The sequence below is a fragment of the Halosolutus amylolyticus genome, from assembly GCF_023566055.1.
GTDB lineage: Archaea > Halobacteriota > Halobacteria > Halobacteriales > Natrialbaceae > Halosolutus > Halosolutus amylolyticus.
This window is the reverse complement of the sequence record NZ_JALIQP010000003.1, coordinates 324,244-344,102: the sequence shown is the minus strand read 5'-3', so window position 1 is coordinate 344,102 and position 19,859 is coordinate 324,244. Positions and strand designations below refer to the sequence as shown.

Annotated in this window: 19 protein-coding genes and 1 tRNA gene; 11 read left to right on the top strand and 9 right to left on the bottom strand. The window is 65.3% G+C overall.

Going from position 1 to position 19,859, the window contains the following annotated elements; all coding sequences use genetic code 11:
• Positions 1–3: 3 nt before the first annotated feature.
• The gene (locus MUN73_RS14195) at positions 4–456 is read right to left on the bottom strand and encodes a metal-dependent hydrolase (RefSeq protein ID WP_250141148.1); all 453 of its coding nucleotides are present in this window, start codon (positions 454–456) and stop codon (positions 4–6) included.
• A gap of 128 nt (positions 457–584) precedes the next feature.
• Here MUN73_RS14195 and MUN73_RS14190 point away from each other — a divergent pair, with 128 nt between their 5' ends.
• Complete coding sequence (locus tag MUN73_RS14190; RefSeq protein WP_250141147.1) at positions 585–1,106, top strand: DedA family protein; 522 nt, start codon at positions 585–587, stop codon at positions 1,104–1,106.
• A gap of 104 nt (positions 1,107–1,210) precedes the next feature.
• Here the strand turns inward: MUN73_RS14190 and MUN73_RS14185 are convergent, their stop codons facing one another.
• The 3 genes from MUN73_RS14185 to MUN73_RS14175 form a co-directional block, all read right to left on the bottom strand.
• Positions 1,211–1,429, bottom strand: a complete 219-nt coding sequence (locus tag MUN73_RS14185) for a hypothetical protein (protein ID WP_250141146.1) — start codon at positions 1,427–1,429, stop codon at positions 1,211–1,213.
• Positions 1,430–1,556: 127 nt separating this feature from the next.
• Positions 1,557–2,969 (bottom strand): aryl-sulfate sulfotransferase, encoded by a 1,413-nt coding sequence (locus tag MUN73_RS14180; protein ID WP_250141145.1) that lies wholly within the window; start codon positions 2,967–2,969, stop codon positions 1,557–1,559.
• Positions 2,970–3,123: 154 nt separating this feature from the next.
• Entirely contained in the window at positions 3,124–4,002 is an 879-nt protein-coding gene (locus tag MUN73_RS14175; RefSeq protein ID WP_250141144.1) for a universal stress protein, read from the bottom strand.
• A gap of 276 nt (positions 4,003–4,278) precedes the next feature.
• On the opposite strand from MUN73_RS14175, the gene MUN73_RS14170 reads away from it, so the two are divergent.
• Positions 4,279–4,719 carry a universal stress protein gene (locus MUN73_RS14170; RefSeq protein WP_250141143.1) on the top strand — a complete coding sequence of 147 codons (441 nt, stop codon included), beginning with the start codon at positions 4,279–4,281 and terminating at the stop codon, positions 4,717–4,719.
• A 32-nt stretch (positions 4,720–4,751) separates the two neighbouring features.
• Here the strand turns inward: MUN73_RS14170 and MUN73_RS14165 are convergent, their stop codons facing one another.
• Positions 4,752–7,028, bottom strand: a complete 2,277-nt coding sequence (locus MUN73_RS14165) for an amino acid permease (RefSeq protein ID WP_250141142.1) — start codon at positions 7,026–7,028, stop codon at positions 4,752–4,754.
• A 137-nt stretch (positions 7,029–7,165) separates the two neighbouring features.
• On the opposite strand from MUN73_RS14165, the gene MUN73_RS14160 reads away from it, so the two are divergent.
• Complete coding sequence (locus MUN73_RS14160; RefSeq protein ID WP_250141141.1) at positions 7,166–7,924, top strand: Lrp/AsnC family transcriptional regulator; 759 nt, start codon at positions 7,166–7,168, stop codon at positions 7,922–7,924.
• Between the two features lie 497 nt (positions 7,925–8,421).
• On the opposite strand, the gene MUN73_RS14155 is transcribed toward MUN73_RS14160, so the two are convergent.
• From MUN73_RS14155 to MUN73_RS14145, 3 genes are all read right to left on the bottom strand, one after another.
• Positions 8,422–8,934 carry a hypothetical protein gene (locus MUN73_RS14155; RefSeq protein WP_250141140.1) on the bottom strand — a complete coding sequence of 171 codons (513 nt, stop codon included), beginning with the start codon at positions 8,932–8,934 and terminating at the stop codon, positions 8,422–8,424.
• A gap of 146 nt (positions 8,935–9,080) precedes the next feature.
• Positions 9,081–9,368, bottom strand: a complete 288-nt coding sequence (locus tag MUN73_RS14150) for a hypothetical protein (RefSeq protein WP_250141139.1) — start codon at positions 9,366–9,368, stop codon at positions 9,081–9,083.
• A 420-nt stretch (positions 9,369–9,788) separates the two neighbouring features.
• Positions 9,789–9,860: transfer RNA gene (locus tag MUN73_RS14145), tRNA-Ala, on the bottom strand.
• 380 nt (positions 9,861–10,240) lie between these two features.
• Between MUN73_RS14145 and MUN73_RS14140 the strand changes: the two genes are divergently transcribed.
• From MUN73_RS14140 to MUN73_RS14120, 5 genes are all read left to right on the top strand, one after another.
• Positions 10,241–11,839: a long-chain-fatty-acid--CoA ligase gene (locus MUN73_RS14140; protein ID WP_250141358.1), complete on the top strand. Its 1,599-nt coding sequence runs from the start codon at positions 10,241–10,243 to the stop codon at positions 11,837–11,839.
• Positions 11,840–12,221: 382 nt separating this feature from the next.
• Positions 12,222–12,689: a 30S ribosomal protein S15 gene (locus tag MUN73_RS14135; protein ID WP_250141138.1), complete on the top strand. Its 468-nt coding sequence runs from the start codon at positions 12,222–12,224 to the stop codon at positions 12,687–12,689.
• A gap of 6 nt (positions 12,690–12,695) precedes the next feature.
• Positions 12,696–13,892, top strand: a complete 1,197-nt coding sequence (locus MUN73_RS14130) for an exonuclease (RefSeq protein WP_250141137.1) — start codon at positions 12,696–12,698, stop codon at positions 13,890–13,892.
• Positions 13,889–14,170 carry a KEOPS complex subunit Pcc1 gene (locus MUN73_RS14125; RefSeq protein ID WP_250141136.1) on the top strand — a complete coding sequence of 94 codons (282 nt, stop codon included), beginning with the start codon at positions 13,889–13,891 and terminating at the stop codon, positions 14,168–14,170. The genes MUN73_RS14130 and MUN73_RS14125 overlap by 4 nt, the downstream gene beginning before the upstream one ends.
• On the top strand, positions 14,163–14,807 hold the full coding sequence (locus MUN73_RS14120) for a 30S ribosomal protein S3ae (protein WP_250141135.1): 645 nt from the start codon (positions 14,163–14,165) through the stop codon (positions 14,805–14,807). The genes MUN73_RS14125 and MUN73_RS14120 overlap by 8 nt, the downstream gene beginning before the upstream one ends.
• Positions 14,808–15,091: 284 nt before the next feature.
• Here the strand turns inward: MUN73_RS14120 and MUN73_RS14115 are convergent, their stop codons facing one another.
• Positions 15,092–15,529: a cupredoxin domain-containing protein gene (locus tag MUN73_RS14115; protein ID WP_250141134.1), complete on the bottom strand. Its 438-nt coding sequence runs from the start codon at positions 15,527–15,529 to the stop codon at positions 15,092–15,094.
• Positions 15,530–15,766: 237 nt separating this feature from the next.
• Between MUN73_RS14115 and MUN73_RS14110 the strand changes: the two genes are divergently transcribed.
• The 3 genes from MUN73_RS14110 to MUN73_RS14100 all read left to right on the top strand — a co-directional run bounded on the left by MUN73_RS14110 (position 15,767) and on the right by MUN73_RS14100 (position 19,846).
• The gene (locus tag MUN73_RS14110; protein WP_250141133.1) at positions 15,767–16,495 is read left to right on the top strand and encodes a protein sorting system archaetidylserine synthase; all 729 of its coding nucleotides are present in this window, start codon (positions 15,767–15,769) and stop codon (positions 16,493–16,495) included.
• A gap of 66 nt (positions 16,496–16,561) precedes the next feature.
• Complete coding sequence (locus MUN73_RS14105; RefSeq protein WP_250141132.1) at positions 16,562–17,893, top strand: HEAT repeat domain-containing protein; 1,332 nt, start codon at positions 16,562–16,564, stop codon at positions 17,891–17,893.
• A gap of 72 nt (positions 17,894–17,965) precedes the next feature.
• The gene (locus MUN73_RS14100; RefSeq protein ID WP_250141131.1) at positions 17,966–19,846 is read left to right on the top strand and encodes a phospholipase D-like domain-containing protein; all 1,881 of its coding nucleotides are present in this window, start codon (positions 17,966–17,968) and stop codon (positions 19,844–19,846) included.
• Positions 19,847–19,859 lie beyond the last annotated feature (13 nt).

The following is a 19,859-nucleotide window of genomic DNA, read 5'->3' as shown; positions in this document are numbered from 1 at the left end:
CCGTTATCTGACCGGCGACCGCCCCTCCGTCCGCCACACCAGGAGTCCAATCATGGCTGTCCAGAGCAGGGCCGTCGCAGTCGGCCCGTGAACCGCGAGTCCGGGGCTCCAGGTCGCCTCGATCGGGTAGCACAGGACGACCCCCTTCGGCGAGAGCGAGTCGATCGCGAGGTGTGAACCGATCGCCAGTCCGGCGGCGAGCGCGATCGATCGATCCCGGCGGAGCACGTACAGTCCGGCGGCGACGGCCAGCGCGAACACGAGCGTGTGCGTAATCCCGCGGTGGACGAACGGCCACCCCATTCCCGCAGGAAAGAGAAAATCGACGTCCGGCAGGAGACCGAGGACGACCCCGATCCGCGGATCGGCCCTGGTGAACGCGCGAACCAGCGCGTAGCCGACGAACGCGTGGGTGGCGAACGCGCCCGCGAGGAACAGTGCTCGGCCGATCTCCATCGACCCGCCATTCGGCCGATACCGTAACATAGCTTGTGGCTGGCCCCTGCCAGTCCGGATCCGCCAACACGTTCGGAATCGGTAACGAACCAGCAACGCTTATGTCCGGGATCGAGTACGAATAACTGATGGAACCGCTCCAGATCGAGGGCACGCCGTCCTGGCTCGAATCGATGTTCACGTCGGAGGTCGGGTTCGCAGTCCTGTTCGGGATCTGTATCCTCGAAGGAGCGATGATGCTCCGGTTTATGCCCAGCGAACTCGTCGTGCCGGCCGCGCTGGCGTTGATCGGATCCTCGGTCCCGGAAGCAGCCTCGATCGTCGTCATCGCCGTCGTCGGCACGACGATCGGTCAGGTGTTCCTGTTCTACCTCGTCCGCCGGGCCGGTCGCGAGTACGTCCTGCAAAAGCGCTGGTTCCCGATCACTGAGTCACGACTCGAGCGGTTCGACGGCTGGTTCGATCGGTGGGGGCCCATCGCCGTCCCCGTGAGCAACACGATGCTGTTCGTTCGCGGACTGCTCACCGTGCCCGCCGGACTGTCGGAGATGAACGGCCGAGCGTTCGTCGTGCTGTCCGCGGTGGGGTCGCTGTCCTTCCAGTCGATCCTGGCGGGCCTGTACCTGTTCGGCGGCTACCTCGTGGTCTGAGGGCCACTCGAGCGTCGAGAGCCGTCGCCGTCGGAGGGCGACTCCGCCGGCGGGACGGACGGGAGTTGGCCTCCCCGAACGTTGGTATCCAGAGACGGGTGCCGCTACTCCCCGTACGACGCATCGTAGCGCCGGTACAGTACGGTGAACGCGGCGAACACGAGGACCGCCCCGACTGCGACGCCGAGCCAGTTCGCGTACGGAATCCCAGCGGACACGAAGGCCGCGGCCACCGCTCGGCCGCCGATCGCCATCGCGACGATCACCGCGAACCCGAGGAGAAATCGCGTCACGAAATTCTCTTCGACGGGGTTCGTGCCCATACAGGGGTGAGTAGACGATTCGATATGAGTGTTCTGTCGGTACGTACGCGATGGACGATTCCCGTCCGGAGTGGGCGGGGCGTTCCCGACGAACGGTAGCCGACGAATCCGCCGTCGACTGGATCGGCTATTCGTCCTTCCGCCGATAGACGGGCAACCGGAACCTGATCCCGGCGTCGCGGACTCGCCACCTGATCTCCAGGCCGACCCACGCTAGCCCCGTCAGGAGTGCGATCGCGACCGCGGCGAACTCGGTCTGGCCCATCCAGACCGGGCTCACGAAGAGGAGGCCGTTGTACACCCGGTGTGGGAGGATCGACTCGATGAGATCGCCGACGTACCCGAGCGGACTGATCCCGAGGGTACTTCCACCGTCACCGCCGCCTCCGCCGTCGGCGGCGGTCCGGGATTCGAGTCCGAGCGCGGCCGCGCTCTGGCCACCCTCGCTCTCGGGACCCGTCTCGAGGCGTTCGGCCTCGTAGGGGAGCGTCGATTCGACCTGCCAGACGATTTCGCCGGACTCGTCGACCTCGATGACGCGATTGCCGTGGGTGTCGGTGATCAGCGTGTTCCCGTTGGGGAGTCGATCGGCGTCGCGGGGCCACTGGATCCGATCGTCTTCCCACTCCCAGGAGCGGGTCCACTCGCCGCCCTCGCGCTGGAACTCCTGGACGCGGCCGTTCTCGGAGTCGGCGACGACGACGGCGGGTCCGCCCTGGCTCTCGGGGATGTAGTCGGGGTTGTGCTGTTCGTACTGGACGTCGTAGTCGTCCTCGCTCCCGAGCGTCCAGTTCTCGAGCAGGCCCTCCTCTCGATCGAGGAAGACGACCTGGTCCTGGTTGCGCAGACTGGCCATGATCCGCCCTTCGTGTTGACCGTCGTCGATGTACTCGACGTCGTTGATGTGGGCCCAGTCGCGGGGATACGGCCCACCGCCCTCGACCGGGAAGTCGCTCTGGGCGTCCCAGAGCCAGTCGACGATCTCCGTCTCGGTGTTCACGACGAACACCTGGTCCGCGACGATGTCTGCGACGACGACGTGCGTTTCGTTGATCCGATCGGTGTCGTGCCACTCGCCGGCGAGTTCCTTGTAGTCGTAGCGCTCGTAGAGCACCTCGACCTCGCCGGTCTCGAGGTCGGCGCGCTCGATGACGTTCAGCGCACACGGCGGGTCGGAACAGGTCGGCCCCTCGGTGTGGATCGTGTCCGTCGCCGCGTACTCGACGGTCAGCGGATCGTCCTCGACGGGGTCGACATCGAAGTACTTCGTCCGCGTGTTGTTGTAGTAGAGCACCTCGCCGTCGGGATCGTAGGCGGTGATCGTCCCCGCACGCCCCGATTCGGTGACGACCGTGTGGTTGTCCGTCGGCGGTGCCTCCGGCACGTCCGCCTCCGAGGCCGTCGAGAGGCTATTACCGGTCGACGCGCTCGCGACCATGGCGGCCGAGAGGAGGATCACGACGGCGAACGCGACCCGGAGTCGGTTCCGCGAAATCGACGATCGGCCGCGCGCGAGCGACGCACGCCAGCGGTCAGTCACGGTTCGGCCACTCCCGACTGTGGGAAGCCAGTTGGATATTCATTAGTGTCCGTTTCTGAATGGAACGAGTAGTGTCTTTTCTAGCTGATCCGAGAGGACCGTCACGAATCGGCGGCCGATCGGCGTCGGTCGTGGAATCAGCGGGGCCCGGAACTCAGTCCATCTCCCCGAGTCGTCTCGTCGTGAGAACCGGGACCGGCGACGTGCGGATCACTCGTTCCGTAAAGCTCCCGAGCAGGTGACGGTCGATGCCGGTCCGGCCGTGCGTTCCCATGACCACGAGATCGATCCCTTCCTCGTCGACGTAGGACGTGACCTCGCGGGGTACCGACCCGGACGCGATGGCGGTCGTGACGTCCTCGACGCCCGCACTCCTGACGGTGTCGACGTCCTCGTCGAGGATTTCCTGCAGGTTCTCCGTGACCTGCTCCGAGAGCTGGCTCATTCGATCGTCGGGTAGTTCCGGGAGTTCGTCCACGACTGACAGCAGGTGGAGCGTCGCATCGTGTCGCGCGGCGACCGTCGCGCCCAGGTCCACCGCCGCACTCGCGTGAACGCTCCCGTCGGTCGGCACGACCACGTCTTCGTAGGGGAACGGTTGCGTCGCGTCCTCGGCCGCCCGAACCGTCAGGACCGGAACCGGACTCCTGTTGACGACGTAGTCCGTGACGCTCCCGAGGACGTACTCCCCCAGTCCACGCCGCCCGTGGGCACCCATGACCACGAGGTCGAACTCCGTTTCCGCTATCGCGTCGACGATCGCCTCCCGCGGTTCACCCTGAACGACGTGCGTACTGACGGTCACGCCGCGTTCGTCGGCCCGATCGGCGGCCGCCGAGACGATCTCTTCTCCCTCCTGCTCGAGCACGTCGACCACGTCGGTCCCGAGTCGGGCGAGGCTCGGCCGGTTCGTATCCGCTACGTTGAGCACGTGGACGATCGCGTCTCGATCGGCGGCGACGTCCAGCGCGTGGTCGAGCGCCACCGTCGCGGCGTCGCTCCCGTCGGTCGCCACGAGAATGCGCGTAGCCATGCGACGGAGTTCGCTTCCGACCTGCTTACCTCTGGTGGACGTCGGCGTCGAGACGAACGCATCGGTTCGCGTCCCACGGATCACGGACGCGGGATGGTTTGCAGGCGGTACGAGTTGACACCGAGTCGGGTCACAACCGGCTTGACCGGGGTCGACGAGACCGGTATACGCGGAATCAGTAACGAAGGGAGACCAGACGGTGTATGCAGTTCATACTGAGCGGTGTCTGGGCTGTCCTACCGAATCGATATGAGGTTCGTTTTCCTTTTTCGTTGTATGGGTAGTGGACACGATTCCTCCCAGGACGACCTTCTCGCTCACGTGCTCGTTCCGGTCGCGAACGAGACCGATGCCGAGAAGACGGCGATGGCACTCGAACCGTACGATCCCGACCACGTGACGGCTCTGCACGTCGTCGAAAAGGGCGAGGGCGTCCCGGATAAAACACCTGTCGAGCAGTCCGAGGAGCTGGCTGCGGAATCGTCCACTGCCGTCCGCAGGGTGTTTCCCGACGCCGACGATCACACTGCCTACGCTCGGAACGTCGTAGGGGCGATCTTCGAGGCTGCCGACGACGTCGACGCGAGCGCCGTCGCGTACCGTGCCCGCGGTGGAAACCGCCTCATGCAGTTTCTGTCCGGTGACCACTCGCTCAAACTCGTTACCAGGGCCGATCGGCCCGTCATCGCACTGCCGCGGACGGAGACAGACGAGTAAGCCGGGCCGACCGATCGAATACGCTCGTCGGTTCAGCGCCGGCCAAAAACCCGATCGCGGAGCGACCGCGACGACGGCCGTTCGGCCAACAGCACAGGCGTGTCGAGTTTTTCGATCACGTCGAACGCGAGCGACCCCCGGACGATTCGCGACAGGAGTCCACGCTCGGTCGCACCGACGATGACGAGCCCATGATCGGCACCGAAGCGCTCGATCGCGTGCTCGACGTCTCCGGTCTCGACGTGTAACGCGGCGTCCGACAGCTGGTGGTCGTTGGCCCAGTCGCGCAGGAACTCCCGTCCCTCCGCTTCCGCTCCCTCCTCGGCGACGTGTAACAACGTCACCTCGGCGTCGATCGTGTCGTGGAGCGCGCGGGCGACCTCCGCGGAGAGGTCGGACGACGCCCCACCGGCCGTGGGGACGACGATATCGGTCGGATCGAACTCCGTTGCATCCAGCACGAGGAAGTCACACGGCAGATCGTGGGTCAGTTCGTCGAGCGTACTCTCCGCACGACCCCCGGTAAACCGTGTGCCGCCGTAGCCCATCACGACCGTGTCCGCGTCGTTCGTCTGTGCCGCGTCGTACACTTCTTCAAGACCGCGATGGGACAGGATCGTCTTCGTCTCGATCGGGACGTCGAACGCCGCGGCGTCCGCCTTGGCGTCGTCGAGAAGCGACTCCGAGACAGCATCGATCCGGTCGTTGTTTTCGGCGGCGGCGGCGAGCGACGTCTGATCGGGGACGGTCACGATATGTGTCGCGAGTACGCGACCACCCTCGTGTTCGGCGAGCGCGCTGGCGAGCGTGATGAGCGCGCGTTCGGTTCGCGGATTGGCCAGCGCGACCATGATCGTCGGTCCCTCCGTCCCGCTCGGCGCGACTGCGTCGGCGGCCTCGACGACGCGATCCGGCATCTCCTCCTCGCGGTGGCGAATGTAATCCGAGAGCACGCCCTGCTGGACCGTTTTGTCGCGGGCGTAGAGGAAGTACCAGAGTACAGCCGCGAGAACGAAGGCCGCCGACAGCGCGATCTCGTAGCCGTCCATGAACGCGACGAGGCCGAGCGAGAGGACCGCGCCGAGGATCGGCGTGACGGGATAGAACGGGACCTCGAAGTCGGGATCGTATTCCGGGACGTCAGCCTCCCGAAACACGATGAGTCCGACGTTCATCAGCGCGTAGACGATGAGGTGGAGAACGCTCGCGGCTTTCGCGAGCACCTCGATCTCCCTCCCCAGGAACGCAATGAACGCGATGATGAGCGCGCCGGTGACCAGAATCGATCGATAGGGCGTCGCGAAGTTCGGATGGATCTCGTTGAGCCAGTTGGTGACGATCTTGTCGCGGCCCATCGCGAAGTTGATACGCGCCGAGGCGAGGATCGAGGCGTTGGCCGACGACGCCGTCGCCAGCAGTGCGCCGACGGTCATCAACGCCGCGGCGACGGCCGCGACGCCCCCGACGGGACCGATCGAGGCCGGGAACGCGAGCTCGGCGGCCTGTGCGACCGGCGCGTCCTCGCTGAGTTCGGGCCACGAGACGACCCCGAGCATGGTCGTCACGAGGATCGCGTAGATGACGGTCACGATTCCGACGCTCCCGATGATAGCGATCGGGAGGTTCCGGCCCGGATTCTTCAATTCTTCGGCGACGGTCGCGATCTTCGCGTAGCCGAGGAACGAGACGAACACGAGCGCGGTCGCTGGTAGAATCGCGCCCGCCCCGAACGGCGCGAGGCCGCCCTCGTCGGTCAGCGTCGCGTAGTCGAACGATGAGAAACCGGCGAGTGCAAACGCGGTGAGAATCGCGAGCAATGTGAACACGATGATCGTCTGGACGCCGCCGGTCTCCTTCGCTCCGATGTAGTTGACGCCGACGAAGACCGCTCCTGCGATGAGCGCGCCGACCTGAATCGGACTGAGGAACGCAACTTCCGGTAACGGGACGAAGACGGCGAGATACTGGCCGAAGCCGATGCAGTAGAACGCGGAGGCGAATGCCAGCCCCATCCAGTCGCCCATGCCGGCGATCGATCCGAACATCGGCCCGAGCGACTTGTTGATGTAGTAGTAGCCGCCGCCGGCTTTCGGCATCGCGGTGCCGAGTTCCGAGACCGACAGCGCGTTCACCATCGCGATCAGGCCGCCGACGACGAACGAGACGACGACGATCGGTCCCGCCGCGTTGGCGGCGACGCCGGGTAAGACGAAGATGCCGGCACCGATCATCGTCCCGATCCCGATCGTCATCGCCGAAATGAGACCGAGGTCCTTCGCGAGTTCCTCGTTGCTCTCGCCGTGGCTCATACCCGGAAAATCGGACAGGGCACATATAACAACGTCGGTAGGATTGCTGTATCAGTAATAATCAGTCCGGTTAATTACGTATTGCGCAACTCGCTCTTTCGGAACGATATAAAGGACTGCACACCGATACGAGTGGCATGGATTATCGGCTCGACGAGATCGATCGACGCATCATCTACGAGTTGATGCGTGATGCCCGAAACACCTCCGCACCGACGATCGCCGAACAGGTCAACGTCTCGCCGGGAACGATACGAAATCGAATTGCCAACCTCGAGGACCACGATATCATTCGAAGCTATACCACCGAGATCGACTTCGAACGGGCGGAGGGCCATTTGACGACCCTCTACGTCTGCAACGCGCCCGTCTCCGAACGCAACGCGCTCGCACAGGAGGCCAGCACCGTCCCCGGAGTCATCAACGTCCGCCAGTTGATGACCGGCCGCCGAAACCTGCACGTTTTGGCCGTCGGCGAAGACACGGAACACCTCAGGCGGATCGCACGGGCCCTCTCGCGACTGGGGATCGAGATCGAAGACGAGACGCTCGTCGAGTCCGAAACTCACAGCCCCTATACCGCATTCGGACCCGACGAAGAGATTTCGACGCCCAGGGCGACGGACGTTATCAGTCTCGCCGGTGATGCGAACGTCGTCGACGTGACCGTCGAAGCCGACGCCCCGATCGTCGAACAGACCCTCGAAGAAGCCGTTCGAAACGACGTCCTCGACGACGACTCGCTGGTCATCGCGATCGAGCGGGGCGACCGCGTGCTGACGCCCCACGGAACGACCGTCATCCAACCGGACGACATCGTGACGGTGCTGTCCCGGAGCGGGGACACTGACCACGTACTCGATGCGTTCGTCGCTGACGAAGCCGTCGCAGAGTAGAATCGAGACGCGTCACGAGCACATGTAGGGACCGCTGTCTCGTACCACCATCTGCAAACGGCATTTCAAGCGGAGTGTTCAAATCAGTGCGATGATCACCCCAGCGATCGGCCCCAGGAAGACGATCGCCATACGGACCGTGGAAAACTGGACCGGCGACGTGACGCCGTCGAAGATTTCGATCGGGAAAATTCTGAGTGGACTCACCGGGATTTGAACCCGGGGCACGCTCGCGCTCCCTACGGGGTGCTCGCGTCAACCGGCGTAACATGACAGATCCCCGAATCCACCACCGTCGCTTGCGCTCCGGTGGGACAGTGTGATATCTTCCTGACACGACACAGCCATGCAGATTTGTGAACTGCCTGATCTGCCCGCCGCTGTGTTTGCTCTCATACGATGTTAGAACCGATCTCTCCGCAGGAAGCCACGAGTGAGACATGGACGAGATGTAGAGGTCACGGCCTACCACGTCGCAGAACGGCTTGAAGAGGTCATCAAGAAGTACCAGTGAGGTCGTCTTCCCACAGCTCTCTGAAGTAGTCCTCCGTATACTTTCTTTCTCGTTGTCGATTTCTGGTTGCAGTAAGCTCGCCGCCCAAGCCAGCCAGCCGGATCATCCCTTGCTTCGTGTGGTGGTCCTGATCCTTGAGCAATGGGAGTATGTCGTTCCGCATGATCTCAGCCCGTTCGTACTCCTTGACCAGATAGGGCATGACGAGATCGAGGAATCGTTCACAATCTTCAACCGCCTGGATCTGCCACCGGATCGAGCCAGCCTCAGTTTCATTGAATTGGTGTCTCAACCCATGCTGTAGCGCAAACTCATCCAGCAGGCCAGCCAGGGGCTCAGAATTGGTTGTGATCCTGAGCCACGGTTGTACTTGGTATCCCACTCCGGTTCTCTTCTTTTCTTGAATTGCGAGGATTATGCTTCCCATCCCGTCAAACACGCCAGCGACGTAGGGGATTGGGATAGCTTGTTCTTCGTATGGCTCGTTCACTTTCATGGTTTTGTTTGTGTCTTTCTGTAGGATTTGTTATATATTTTTAATATTTTTAGATAACCTGAATGAATAGCGCGAAGGACACACCTAAAACCCGTTCTTGAGACCAGAAAGCCTCGTAGACGATCTCTGGGTCCTTGCTTAGGTCGTCAGTCATACACGTTCATTTCAACTATCGGGTAGAACTCCAAGAGACGCCGAAGGCGGTCGATCCGGGCCTCTGGGGAGATCGCGACGTGAGTCTCTCCCCACACAGTACCGTCACCGTCGACATTAGTGCTCGTTACATCACCCGTGTCGATCTCCGACCAGTCCTCGGCCTCCGTAAGAGAATCGGTGATCTCGGTGGTCGCTCCATCGTAAGACCACGTATAGGTAACACCGTCGTCCTCGGCCCAGCCGGGCTCCAAACGGTGATCAAGAAACTCGAGTCTCATACGACACCCGCGTATTCTAATTCCTTATAGACAGCGGGCGATACCTCGTAATTTGCCAGATACGCGTCGATAAAGAACCGGAAGCGGCGGGCGACTGTCTGTCTCTGCTTCTTCGGGTCGTGTGGCAGTTAGTACCCCCGCAACTACGGGCCGCATAGGGGCAAGCTTCGTTCTCGGCTGGAGAGTGAGATGAGTGTGATTCTGACGACCGACCTACACATCCTTCCGTAGCGCGGTGATGTGTCAATGAAAATTATGACTTGTTGAAAAACGCCATACGGCGGAGTGACTAACCCGTGACGGGTTCCACCTACAAGGTATCTATACACCCCGTTTTAGCGGCAAAGCGTGCGCTGAGTATTGAGGGAAGTATTTAAAGAAGCCGCGCCGCCTTCCTATTGTTCAGGGAGATATCGCTGATGGACTCGCCGGGATTTGAACCCGGGGCCTCTCCCATGCCAAGGGAGTGATCTACCTCTGATCTACGAGCCCGCGTTCGCACTCACTGCTTTCACACACTCGAGTATAAACCCCTCGATATCCGCCGACTGCGGCGGGACCGACTGTCGTGGGTATCGATCACGTTCCCCAGCCTGATCGCGCACGCGGTACGTCGTCAGCGAACTGTCCGTCGAGCGCACCGGCTCCGATCGCGGTGGATGATAGAGCAGAACCCGGCCGAGCCGATCGATCCGGACCGGAGTCGTACGAACGACGCGCGACTGTTGCGGCCCGAGCGCCGACGTGAGGTAGGTACGCGGACGCCAGCGAGTTCGATCCAGGACGGGCCGCACCCACAGGGTGACAGAAATAGTATATGAACGACAACAAATTAGGGCGAGATTGTCGTCGGCTGTGACTGTGTGGCAACCATGAAACGGGAGATGCTCACGACGGACTTCCTCGATCGGGCGGTGGACCTGTACGACGACGTCACGGGGGTCGTCGCGCACGACGGGACGGAGTACACCTACGCGGAGGTGAACGATCGGGTCAACCGGCTGGCCCACGCACTGGCAGAGAGCGGCGTCGAGCAGGGCGATCGGGTCGCGTTGCTCGCGCCGAACACCCACTACTTCATCGAGACGCTGTACGCGACGAACAAACTCGGGGCCGTGTTCGTGCCGCTGAACTACCGGCTGGCGACGGGCGAGTACGAGTACATCCTGAACGACTGCGAGGCGGGGACGCTGATCGCGGATTACGACTACGCCGAGAAGGTGGAACCGATCCGGGACGAGATTCCGGCAGAGACGTTCGTCGGGTACGAAGCCGCCGACATTACCGGCGATTGGATCGACTACGAGGACTTCCTCGACGGCGGATCGACGGCGGAACCCGATCGGCCGGCGATAAGCGAGGACGACGACGCCAGCATCAACTACACCTCGGGGACGACGGGCGATCCGAAGGGCGTGGTCCGGACCCACCGCACCGAACACTGGCACGCGCTGGTGCTCAACCAGCACATGGAGATCCGGGACGACGACACGTATCTCTGGACGCTACCGATGTTCCACTGCAACGGCTGGGGACACACCTACGCCATCACGGGGACCGGCGGCACGCACGTCTGCCAGCGCACGTTCGACGCGGAGGGGGTCTTCCGGCGCGTCCGCGACTACGACGTGACGTTCCTGTGCGGCGCGCCCACGGTGCTCAACAACCTCATCGCCCACTACGAGAGCAACGACAGCGTCGAGACGATGGGCGATCGAGACGTCCGGATCGCGACCGCGGGGAGCGCGCCCGCGACGGCCACCATCGAGACCGTCGAGGACGAGTTTGGCTGGCGGATCATCCATATCTACGGCCTCACCGAGACCGCGCCGATCATCACGACGAGTAACTCGCCCCGGCGACTCGCCCAGCGGGGCCGCGACCTCAAGGTCAAGCAGGGCGCCGAGACGCTGTGTACCGACGTCAGGGTCGTCAACGAGGACGGGAGCGACGTTCCGCGCGACGGGGAGACGATCGGCGAGATCGTCGTCCAGGGGAACCAAGTGATGGACGGCTACCTGAACAAGCCGGAGATCACCGAAGAGGCGTTCAACGAGCGCGTCGAGGGCTACTTCCACACCGGTGATCTCGCGACGATCGACGCGGACGGGATGGTCGCGATCCAGGACCGGAAGAAGGACATCATCATCTCGGGCGGGGAGAACATCTCGAGCATCGAGGTCGAGGACGTCCTCTACGACCACCCGGACGTCCTGAAGGCCGCCGTCATTCCCGTGCCGAGCGAGCAGTGGGGCGAGACGCCCAAGGCGCTGGTCGTCCCGAGAGGGGACGCCGACCCGACGGCAGACGAGATCGTCGACTTCGTCGGCGAACAGCTGGCCGGCTACAAGAAACCGACGAGCGTCGACTTCGTCGACGACCTGCCCGAAACGGCCACCGGAAAGGTCCAGAAGTACGAACTGCGCGAGGAGTACTGGGACGAAGAGGAGACGCGAGTCGGCCAGCAGTAGAGGGGACTCGAGTCGGCCAGCAGTAGTCGGCACAGCCGATCCGACGGGACGACCAGTCCAGGCCGATGGACGTCGATCGCATCCGATCGGCGCGGGGCCGGCGTAGAGTCCGATCGGCACGGGGCCGGCGTAGAGTCCGATCGGCACGGGGCCGGCGTAGAGTCCGATCGGCACGGGGCCGGCGTAGAGTCCGATCGGCACGGGGCCGGTCTAGAAACCCTTTAGTCCGTTCGACCGGAAGGCTCCAGCGGGAAGCGCACGGCCGCAAATCTGACTCTGCTACCCGCTATTCGGGGTAGCTCGGGATTGCGGAAGTGCATCGACAGCCGAGTCACTCGGCTGTCGCGTACGGAGGCGGTCAGTGCGGTTCCTATCCTCACCAATGGCACGAATGCACACCCGCCGCCGAGGCTCGTCCGGTTCGGACAAGCCGGCGGCAGACGAACCCCCGGAGTGGAGCGACGTCGACCCCGAGAAGATCGAAGAGCGGGTCGTCGAACTGGCGGAACAGGGCCACGATCCCAGCCAGATCGGGATCAAACTGCGTGACGAAGGCGTCACGGGCACGCCCGTGCCGGACGTCAAGCTGGCGACCGGCAAGAAGATCACCGAGATCCTCGAGGAGAACGACGCGAAAGCCGACATCCCCGAGGACCTCCGGAACCTGATGGACCGTGCCGTGCGCCTGCGCGAGCACGTCCAGGCTAACCCGCAGGACCACCAGAACAAGCGCGCCCTGCAGAACACCGAGTCGAAGGTGCGCCGACTGGTCGACTACTACCGCGGCGACGAACTCGAGCCCGACTTCACGTACTCCTTCGAGACGGCGAAGGAACTCCTCGAGGACTAACACGGAATGTCCACCGACGGTCGAACCGCCGAGCCGCCGTCCGCCGCCCGCGCGATCGAGAGCGCCGGCTTCGTCCGGCTCGTCGCGCGGGCCGACGGCGACGCGCTCGCGGCGAGCGGGCTCGTCGCCCGCGCGCTCGCCGATCGCGCCACGCCGTTTCAGGTGACGATCGGCCGGACCGTGGCGGAACGGACCGATCGCGCCGCGGCGAGCGACCCCGAAACCGATCGGAGCGGTGACGTCACACTCGTCGTCGGCACCGCGGACGCGGATCGGCCCCAGATCGGGGCGACGGACCGCCCCGCCACGCTCGACGCCTGCGAGATCGTGCGGGACCTCGGCGCGACGCCGGATCCGGTCCTCGCGCTCGCGGGACTCACGGCCGCCGGGACCGATCCCGGGGCCGGCGAGAGCGAGTGGCTCCTCGAGGCCGCCCGCGATCGGGACCTCGTCGAACGACGCCCCGGACTCGTCGTCCCAACTCGGGATCCGATCGACGGGATCGCACACTCCACGCGCGTTCGCGCGCCGTGGTCGGGCGACCCGTCGGCGACTCGCAAGGCGCTCGCGGCCGTCGCACCCGCGGCGGTCGACGATCCGGACGCGCTCGACGCGGACGGCCACCGGGCGATCGGCTCGGCCGTGGCGCTCGACGTCGTGGGCGCGGACGACGCGACCGCGACCGCCGCGGAGACGATCCAGCGCGCGTTGCGGCCGTACGCGACTCCGGACGGACCGTTCGCGACGATCGGCGGCTACGCCGACGTGCTCGCGGCGACGGCGCGGACCGAACCCGGAACCGGCGCAGCGCTCGCGATGGGACACGACGCGGCCGATGCGGCGCGGTCGGCCTGGTGCGACTACGGCCGTCGGGCCCACGCCGCGCTCGCGGACGCCTCGACCGGACGGTACGACGGGCTGTTCGTCGTCGGCGTCGCGGACGGGCCCGTCGAAGCGATCGCTCGCGTCGTCGCGGGCTATCGCTCGCTGGAACCGGTCGTCCTCGCGGTCGGTAACGGTGAAGCGGCACTCGCCGCACACGACGAGTCCCTCGGCGCGACCGTCGAGGCCGTCGCTCGCGAACTCGCGGGCGAGACCGATCGGACCGTCGAGTACGACGCCGCCAGACGGCGCGGCTTCCTGCGGTACGACGCCGCGGTGGACGAGTCGACGATCGTCGAGACAGTGAGGGCGCTCCAATGACCCGGCGCGCGACCGCGATCGTCCGGACGGAACACGACGATCCCGAGCGGATCGCACGGGCGATCGACCCGGACAACACCGACGAGATGGAGACGACCGTCGACGCCGACGACGGCGCGGTCGTCACGCGGATCGATCGCGAGTCGACAAGCGGCCTTCTTTCGACGGTCGACGACTACGTGGTCAACGTCGACGTCGCGATGCAGGTGGTACAGCACGCGGAACCGACGGACACGGGACCTGTGTCCGATACAAATCCAGATACCAACAATGAGTGAACGATCAGTTTCACGCGCGAAACAGGAGAAGCGGTGGTACACCGTCCTGGCACCCGAGCAGTTCGACCGCCAGGAACTCGGCGAGACCCCCGCTGACGAACCGGAGAAAGTCTACGACCGAACCATCGAAACGACGCTCGGCGAACTCACCAACAACGCCAGCGAGAACAACACGAAGCTGACCTTCAAGATCACCGACGTCGGCAGCGACTCGGCGTACACGGAGTTCGTGGAACACTCCCTGACCCGTGACTACCTCCGATCGCTGGTCCGTCGCGGTGCCTCGAAGATCGAGGCCTACGTCACCGTCCTCACGACGGACGACTACCGCGTCCAGATCCAGCCCGTCGCCTTCACGACGAAAAAGGCCGATGCGAGCCAGGAGAAGGCCATCCGCGAGCAGATGGTCGAGATGGTCGAAGACGCCGCGGCCGAACGATCCTTCGAAGAACTCGTCGACAGCGTCGTCGAGGGCCGACTCTCCTCGGCCATCTACGGCGAGGCCAAGACGATCTATCCGCTGCGACGCGTCGAGATCCAGAAGGCGACGCTCGAGGCTTACCCCGAAGAGGTCGCCGAAGAGGAAGCGACCGCGGTCGACGTCGACGAAGAGGACGTCGCCGCCGGCGACGACTGATCGGTGCGGGAACCGGCGAACGCGAGACGTCGAGCTTTTTTGATCCACCACGTCCGGATAGCTGGCGGTCTGTGCATCGACGGTGTCAGGTTCGGCCGATCGTCGGCGTCGGGTTCGGCCGATCGTCTTCGTCGGGTTCGGCCGATTGTCAGCGTCGGGTTCGGCCGATCGGCGGAGTCCTGGCTCGTTCGCTGGGTCCCAAAAAATACCGCAGACCTCGTGTACCCCTACCCGAGGTAGTTCACAGATTCGCCCACGATCATAAATACTTTCTGTAGAGTGTGTTACTCTGTCACGACGATCTCGCCGACCATGCCGCCCCCCACGTGCGGGATGCAAATGTACGGGTAGGTCCCCGGGACGTCGAACGTGTGTTCGTAGGTCTCGCGGGTTCCCAGCCGACCGCCGCGATTTCCCTCCCAGGCGATCCTGGCCGTCTCCTCGTCCTCGAAGCCGCCGGTGGCGAAATACTCGGCGCCGTCGGGGAGACTGCTCTCGAGGGCCGTGATCGTGTGATCCGCGCCGCTCGTGTTCTTCCAGACGACGGTCTCGCCGACCGTCGCCTCGTAGGTTTCGGGGAGGAACTCGTTTCGCGTCATCCCGATGTCACACTCGTCGCCGCCACAGGGGTCGTCCTCGGAGAGCGAGAGGACGGACGAACAGCCTGCCAGTCCAGAAGCGGCCCCCGTTCCGAGAGCGGCGAGCAGGACGCGCCGGTTCATACCCGAACGTTGGGACACTCGCGATATAACCGGCCCGGTTCATCTCTCGAATCGGTAATCGTCCCCGTCGAGAACTGCCGAAGATGATCGGGTCGATCGGTGGTGTCGAGCAGGCGACGCTCGCGCGAGAGGGACCGCGTCGCCTCCTCCCGGCTGAGAGCGATACCCCCGATCGATCGACACCGCTCCCGATCCGAACGAAAACACGTAAGGTACCCGCCGGACGTACCCCGGTGTATGCTCCCCCGGTTCGTCGGCCGACTGGGCGTCGCCGACGCGGTGACGATCGCGAACGCCGCACTCGGGTTCGTCGCCGTCGTCGTCGCGTTCGCCGACATTCGACTCGCCGCCCGTCTCATCCTGCTGGCGGCGATCGCCGACGGACTGGACGGGATCCTTGCCCGCCGCTACGGCGGCTCCGAGGCCGGCCCGTACCTGGACTCGCTCGCCGACGTCGCCTCCTTTGCGGTCGCGCCCGCGGTGCTCGCGTTCGTGGTGGTCAGCGACGGCCTCGAAATCGGATTCGAGACGGTGACGCCCGAACTCCTGCTCGTGACGGCGATCTGTGCCCTGTTCGTCGCGATGGCGGTCGCACGGCTGGGGCTGTACACGGCCTACGACACGGCGGGAAGCTACACCGAGGGCGTCCAGACGACGCTCGCGGCAACGATTCTCGGTGCGGCCATCCTCGCGGGCGTGGCCGACCCCCGGCTCGTGCTCGCGGTCACCGGCGCGTTCTGTTACCTGATGGTCTCGCGGATCCAGTACCCCGATCTGCTCGCGCGCGACGCCGCCATCATGGGCGTCGTTCACGCGCTCGCGATACTCGTCCCCAGTTTCGCGGGACGAACGTTCCCCTACGCCCTCCTGATGCTCGGCATCGCGTACATGACGCTGAGTCCCTGGTTCTACTGGCGCGAGGACGAGCCACGGCCGGCCGAGACGGGCCTGCATGGAAACGCTTAGGAACGTGCTGACACGACCTGTAGCTATGGACACTGTCACGCGTCGGAGCCGTCACGAGGTGGGACGATGAGTGACGAGGAGTCACCCGACAAGCCAGCCGAAGCGGCGGACGAACCGGTCGATCTCGACGCGATCCGATCGGACCTCGCGTCCCTCGAGGACGACCTCGGGGCCCTCGAAGCGGACCTCGAGGCCGCCGAGACCGAGGCCGACCTGGACGTCGTCGAGGCCGACATCGAGGCGTTCCGATCGGAACTCGAGCCGATCGAGATTCCGGAGCCGCCGGAGGAGGAAGAGGACGAGGACGAAGACGAAGAGACGGTCACGCCGGAAGAAGAACTGCAGGAGCGCTACGACGACATCGAGAGCGACGTATCGGACCTCGAGTCCGATCTCGAGGACCAGCGTGGCCCCTACGCCGAAGACGTTATCGGCGAAATCAACGGCGTGAGCGGCACGATCACAGGCACCCGCTGGACCGAGGAAGGGAACGCGGAGCTGATCGAGGCCGTCGACGACTTCCTCGACGACCTGAACGACCTCCTCGGGAGTTCCGTCACGCTGGTCAACGAGGGCGAGACCGTTCCCGAACAGCTCGAGGCGACCCTCGAGAACGCGGTCGACGCGGTGGAGGCGGCCGACCTGGACCCGGACGACGACGCGGAGACGATCGCCGGACTGCTCGAGGCGACCGACGGCCTCGAGAGCGACGTCGACGACGCGACCGAGTGGACGGACCTCCAGATCCGCGAACAGCTCCGGCGGGAGGGGTTCTACGACGTGCTCGATCACGTCAAGGACTTCCCGCCCGAGTGGCACGCGCTCAAGGTCCACGAGAAGCGGGGCAACGTCGACATGATCCTGCTGGCGCTGGAGACGTTCGGCTCGGACTTCATGGAGGAACACTGCATGGAGGCCCTCGAACGAATGGGCCCCGAGGAGGCCATCGAGCCGATGCTCCAGAAGGCCAACCGCCGCGACCAGGCGGCAATGGCCGTCCTCGGCAAGATCGGCGTCGACGACGACGAGGTCGTCGACACCCTGCTCGACTACGTCGACTCCAACCCGAACCTGCAACAGCCGGCGTTCCGCGCGCTCGGGGAGATCGGTACCGCGGAGGCCGTCCAGCCGATCGCCAACCAGCTCGTCGACGAGAACCCCGACGTCCGTAGCTGGGCCGCCCGCGCGCTCGGACTGATCGGCGATACCCGCGCGATCGACCCGCTGGCCGACGTTCTCGCGGACGACGAGGCCGATCGCGTCCGTGCCAGCGCCGCGTGGGCGCTCACCCGGATCGGGACGCGGGACGCGCTCGAGATCGTCGCCGAGTACGACGACGACCGCGCGTACCTCGTCCAGGCCGAGGCCGAGAACGTCGACCTCGAGCCGGCCGCCTAGGCGCACGCGACGACAGTCGGCGACCGCGGCTCTCCTCACAGTTTAAGTACGAAGGGGCGGCCAGACGCCCCGATGGTCGATCGACGCCGGACAGTCACCGCGCTCGCGCTCGCACTCGTCGCGAGCGTTGCGATCGTCGGCCCGCTCGCTCTCGGCACGCCGGCGACGGCCGGGAGCGAGACATCCTCGAAGCCGGTGGCGATCGACGAGTCCGGACCGACAGCGCCGCGGACGATCGCTCCGATCGGAGAGGGCGACAAGACGTCGACGCCAGCGACTGACGCCGAGTGTCCGATCGAGGGCCATCGGGAGGCCGGAGCCGGATCGACGTCGACGGCGACCACGGACGCCCGGATCGTGGAACTCTACCCGAACCCGACGGCTCGAGGGGACGTCGGCGAGCATCTCGTCCTCGAGACGCCGCCCGGAACGCGGCTGGCGAACTGGACGATCACCGACGGTCACACGACGGCGACGCTCCCGAACGAGACCGTTTCGGGGCGGGTCGCCGCCAGTACCGACCCTGCGGCAACCGACGCGTTGACCGACGCTCCCGTCCTCGAACTCGACGGGACCCTCCGACTCGCGGACGACGGCGACGCCCTCACACTCCGAAACGGGACGGGCGTCGTCGACGAGGTGGCCTACGATCGGGCACCCCTCGCGGAACGATGGTACCGGGCCGAACCCGGCGGCGAGGCGGACTCACGCGCGGCCGACACGGCAATCGCCGACGGTGGCGGCCAACCGCGTGGCCAGTGGTGGCCCCGAGACGCGACCTGCCGCCCGGTCTCGACGTTCGACCCGGACGACGCGACCGCGTTCGTCCTCCCCGACGCGCCCGCGGTGCCGCTCGAGACGATCCGCGAGGCCGACGATCGGCTCCTGCTCGCGGGGTACACCTTCACCGATCCCGATATCGCCGCCGCGCTGGCGAACGCGGCGGCACGCGGCGTCGACGTCGCCGTCCTCCTCGAGTCGGGCCCGGTCGGCGGCGCGCCGTCGGAGACCCGATCGCGGATCGAGACGTTGCGTACTGCGGGCGTCGAGGTTCGCGCCGTCGGCGGCGAGGGGGCGCGCTACCGGTACCACCACCCGAAGTACCTCGTCGCCGACGATGCGGTCCTCGTGACGACCGAGAACTGGAAACCCTCAGGCGTCGGTGGGGCATCGAGTCGTGGCTGGGGCGTTCGGCTCACCGACGCCGCCCTCGCGGCCGACCTCGCGTCGGTGTTCCGGACCGACTTCCGAGGGTGGGACACCGAATCCGGGGCCGCGTACCTCGCGAACGCGTCGTTCGTCGCTGACGACCCGCCGCCGCCGCGATCGTTCGAGGCCGATCACGAACCGGCCACCGTCCCGATCGAGTCGGCCGAACTCCTGCTCGTGCCCGACAACGCCGAATCGCGACTCGAGTCCCTCGTCGCGTCGGCGGAGGACGAGTTGCTCGTCCAGCAGGCCACCGTCGATCCCGACGTCTCCCTGCTCGAGGCGACCATCGCGGCCGCTCGTCGTGGCGTCACGGTCCGACTCCTGCTCGACTCGTCGTGGTACGTCGAAGACGACCACGAACGACTGGCCGCAGACCTCGAGCGAACCGCCGCCAGGGACGACCTCGACTTCGAGGTCCGACTCGCCGACGACACCGACGCGTTCGAGAAGATTCACACCAAGGGCCTCGTCGTCGATCGGGAGACGGCGGTCGTCGGGAGCGCGAACTGGAACGACAACTCGCTCCGGGAGAATCGCGAGGTGCTTCTCGCCGTACACGGCGAGGAAATCGCGACCTACTACGCGACGGTCTTCGAGGACGACTGGGCCGGCGAGACGTGGTCGCTCCCGATCGAACTATCGGCCGTCGTCGTGGCCGCCCTGGTCGGGGCCGCGATCGTCGGTCGGCGGTACGTCCGGTTCGGTGACGCGGGGAGCGTGGCGTCACGAGACCGGAACTGACTGGGCATCGGGT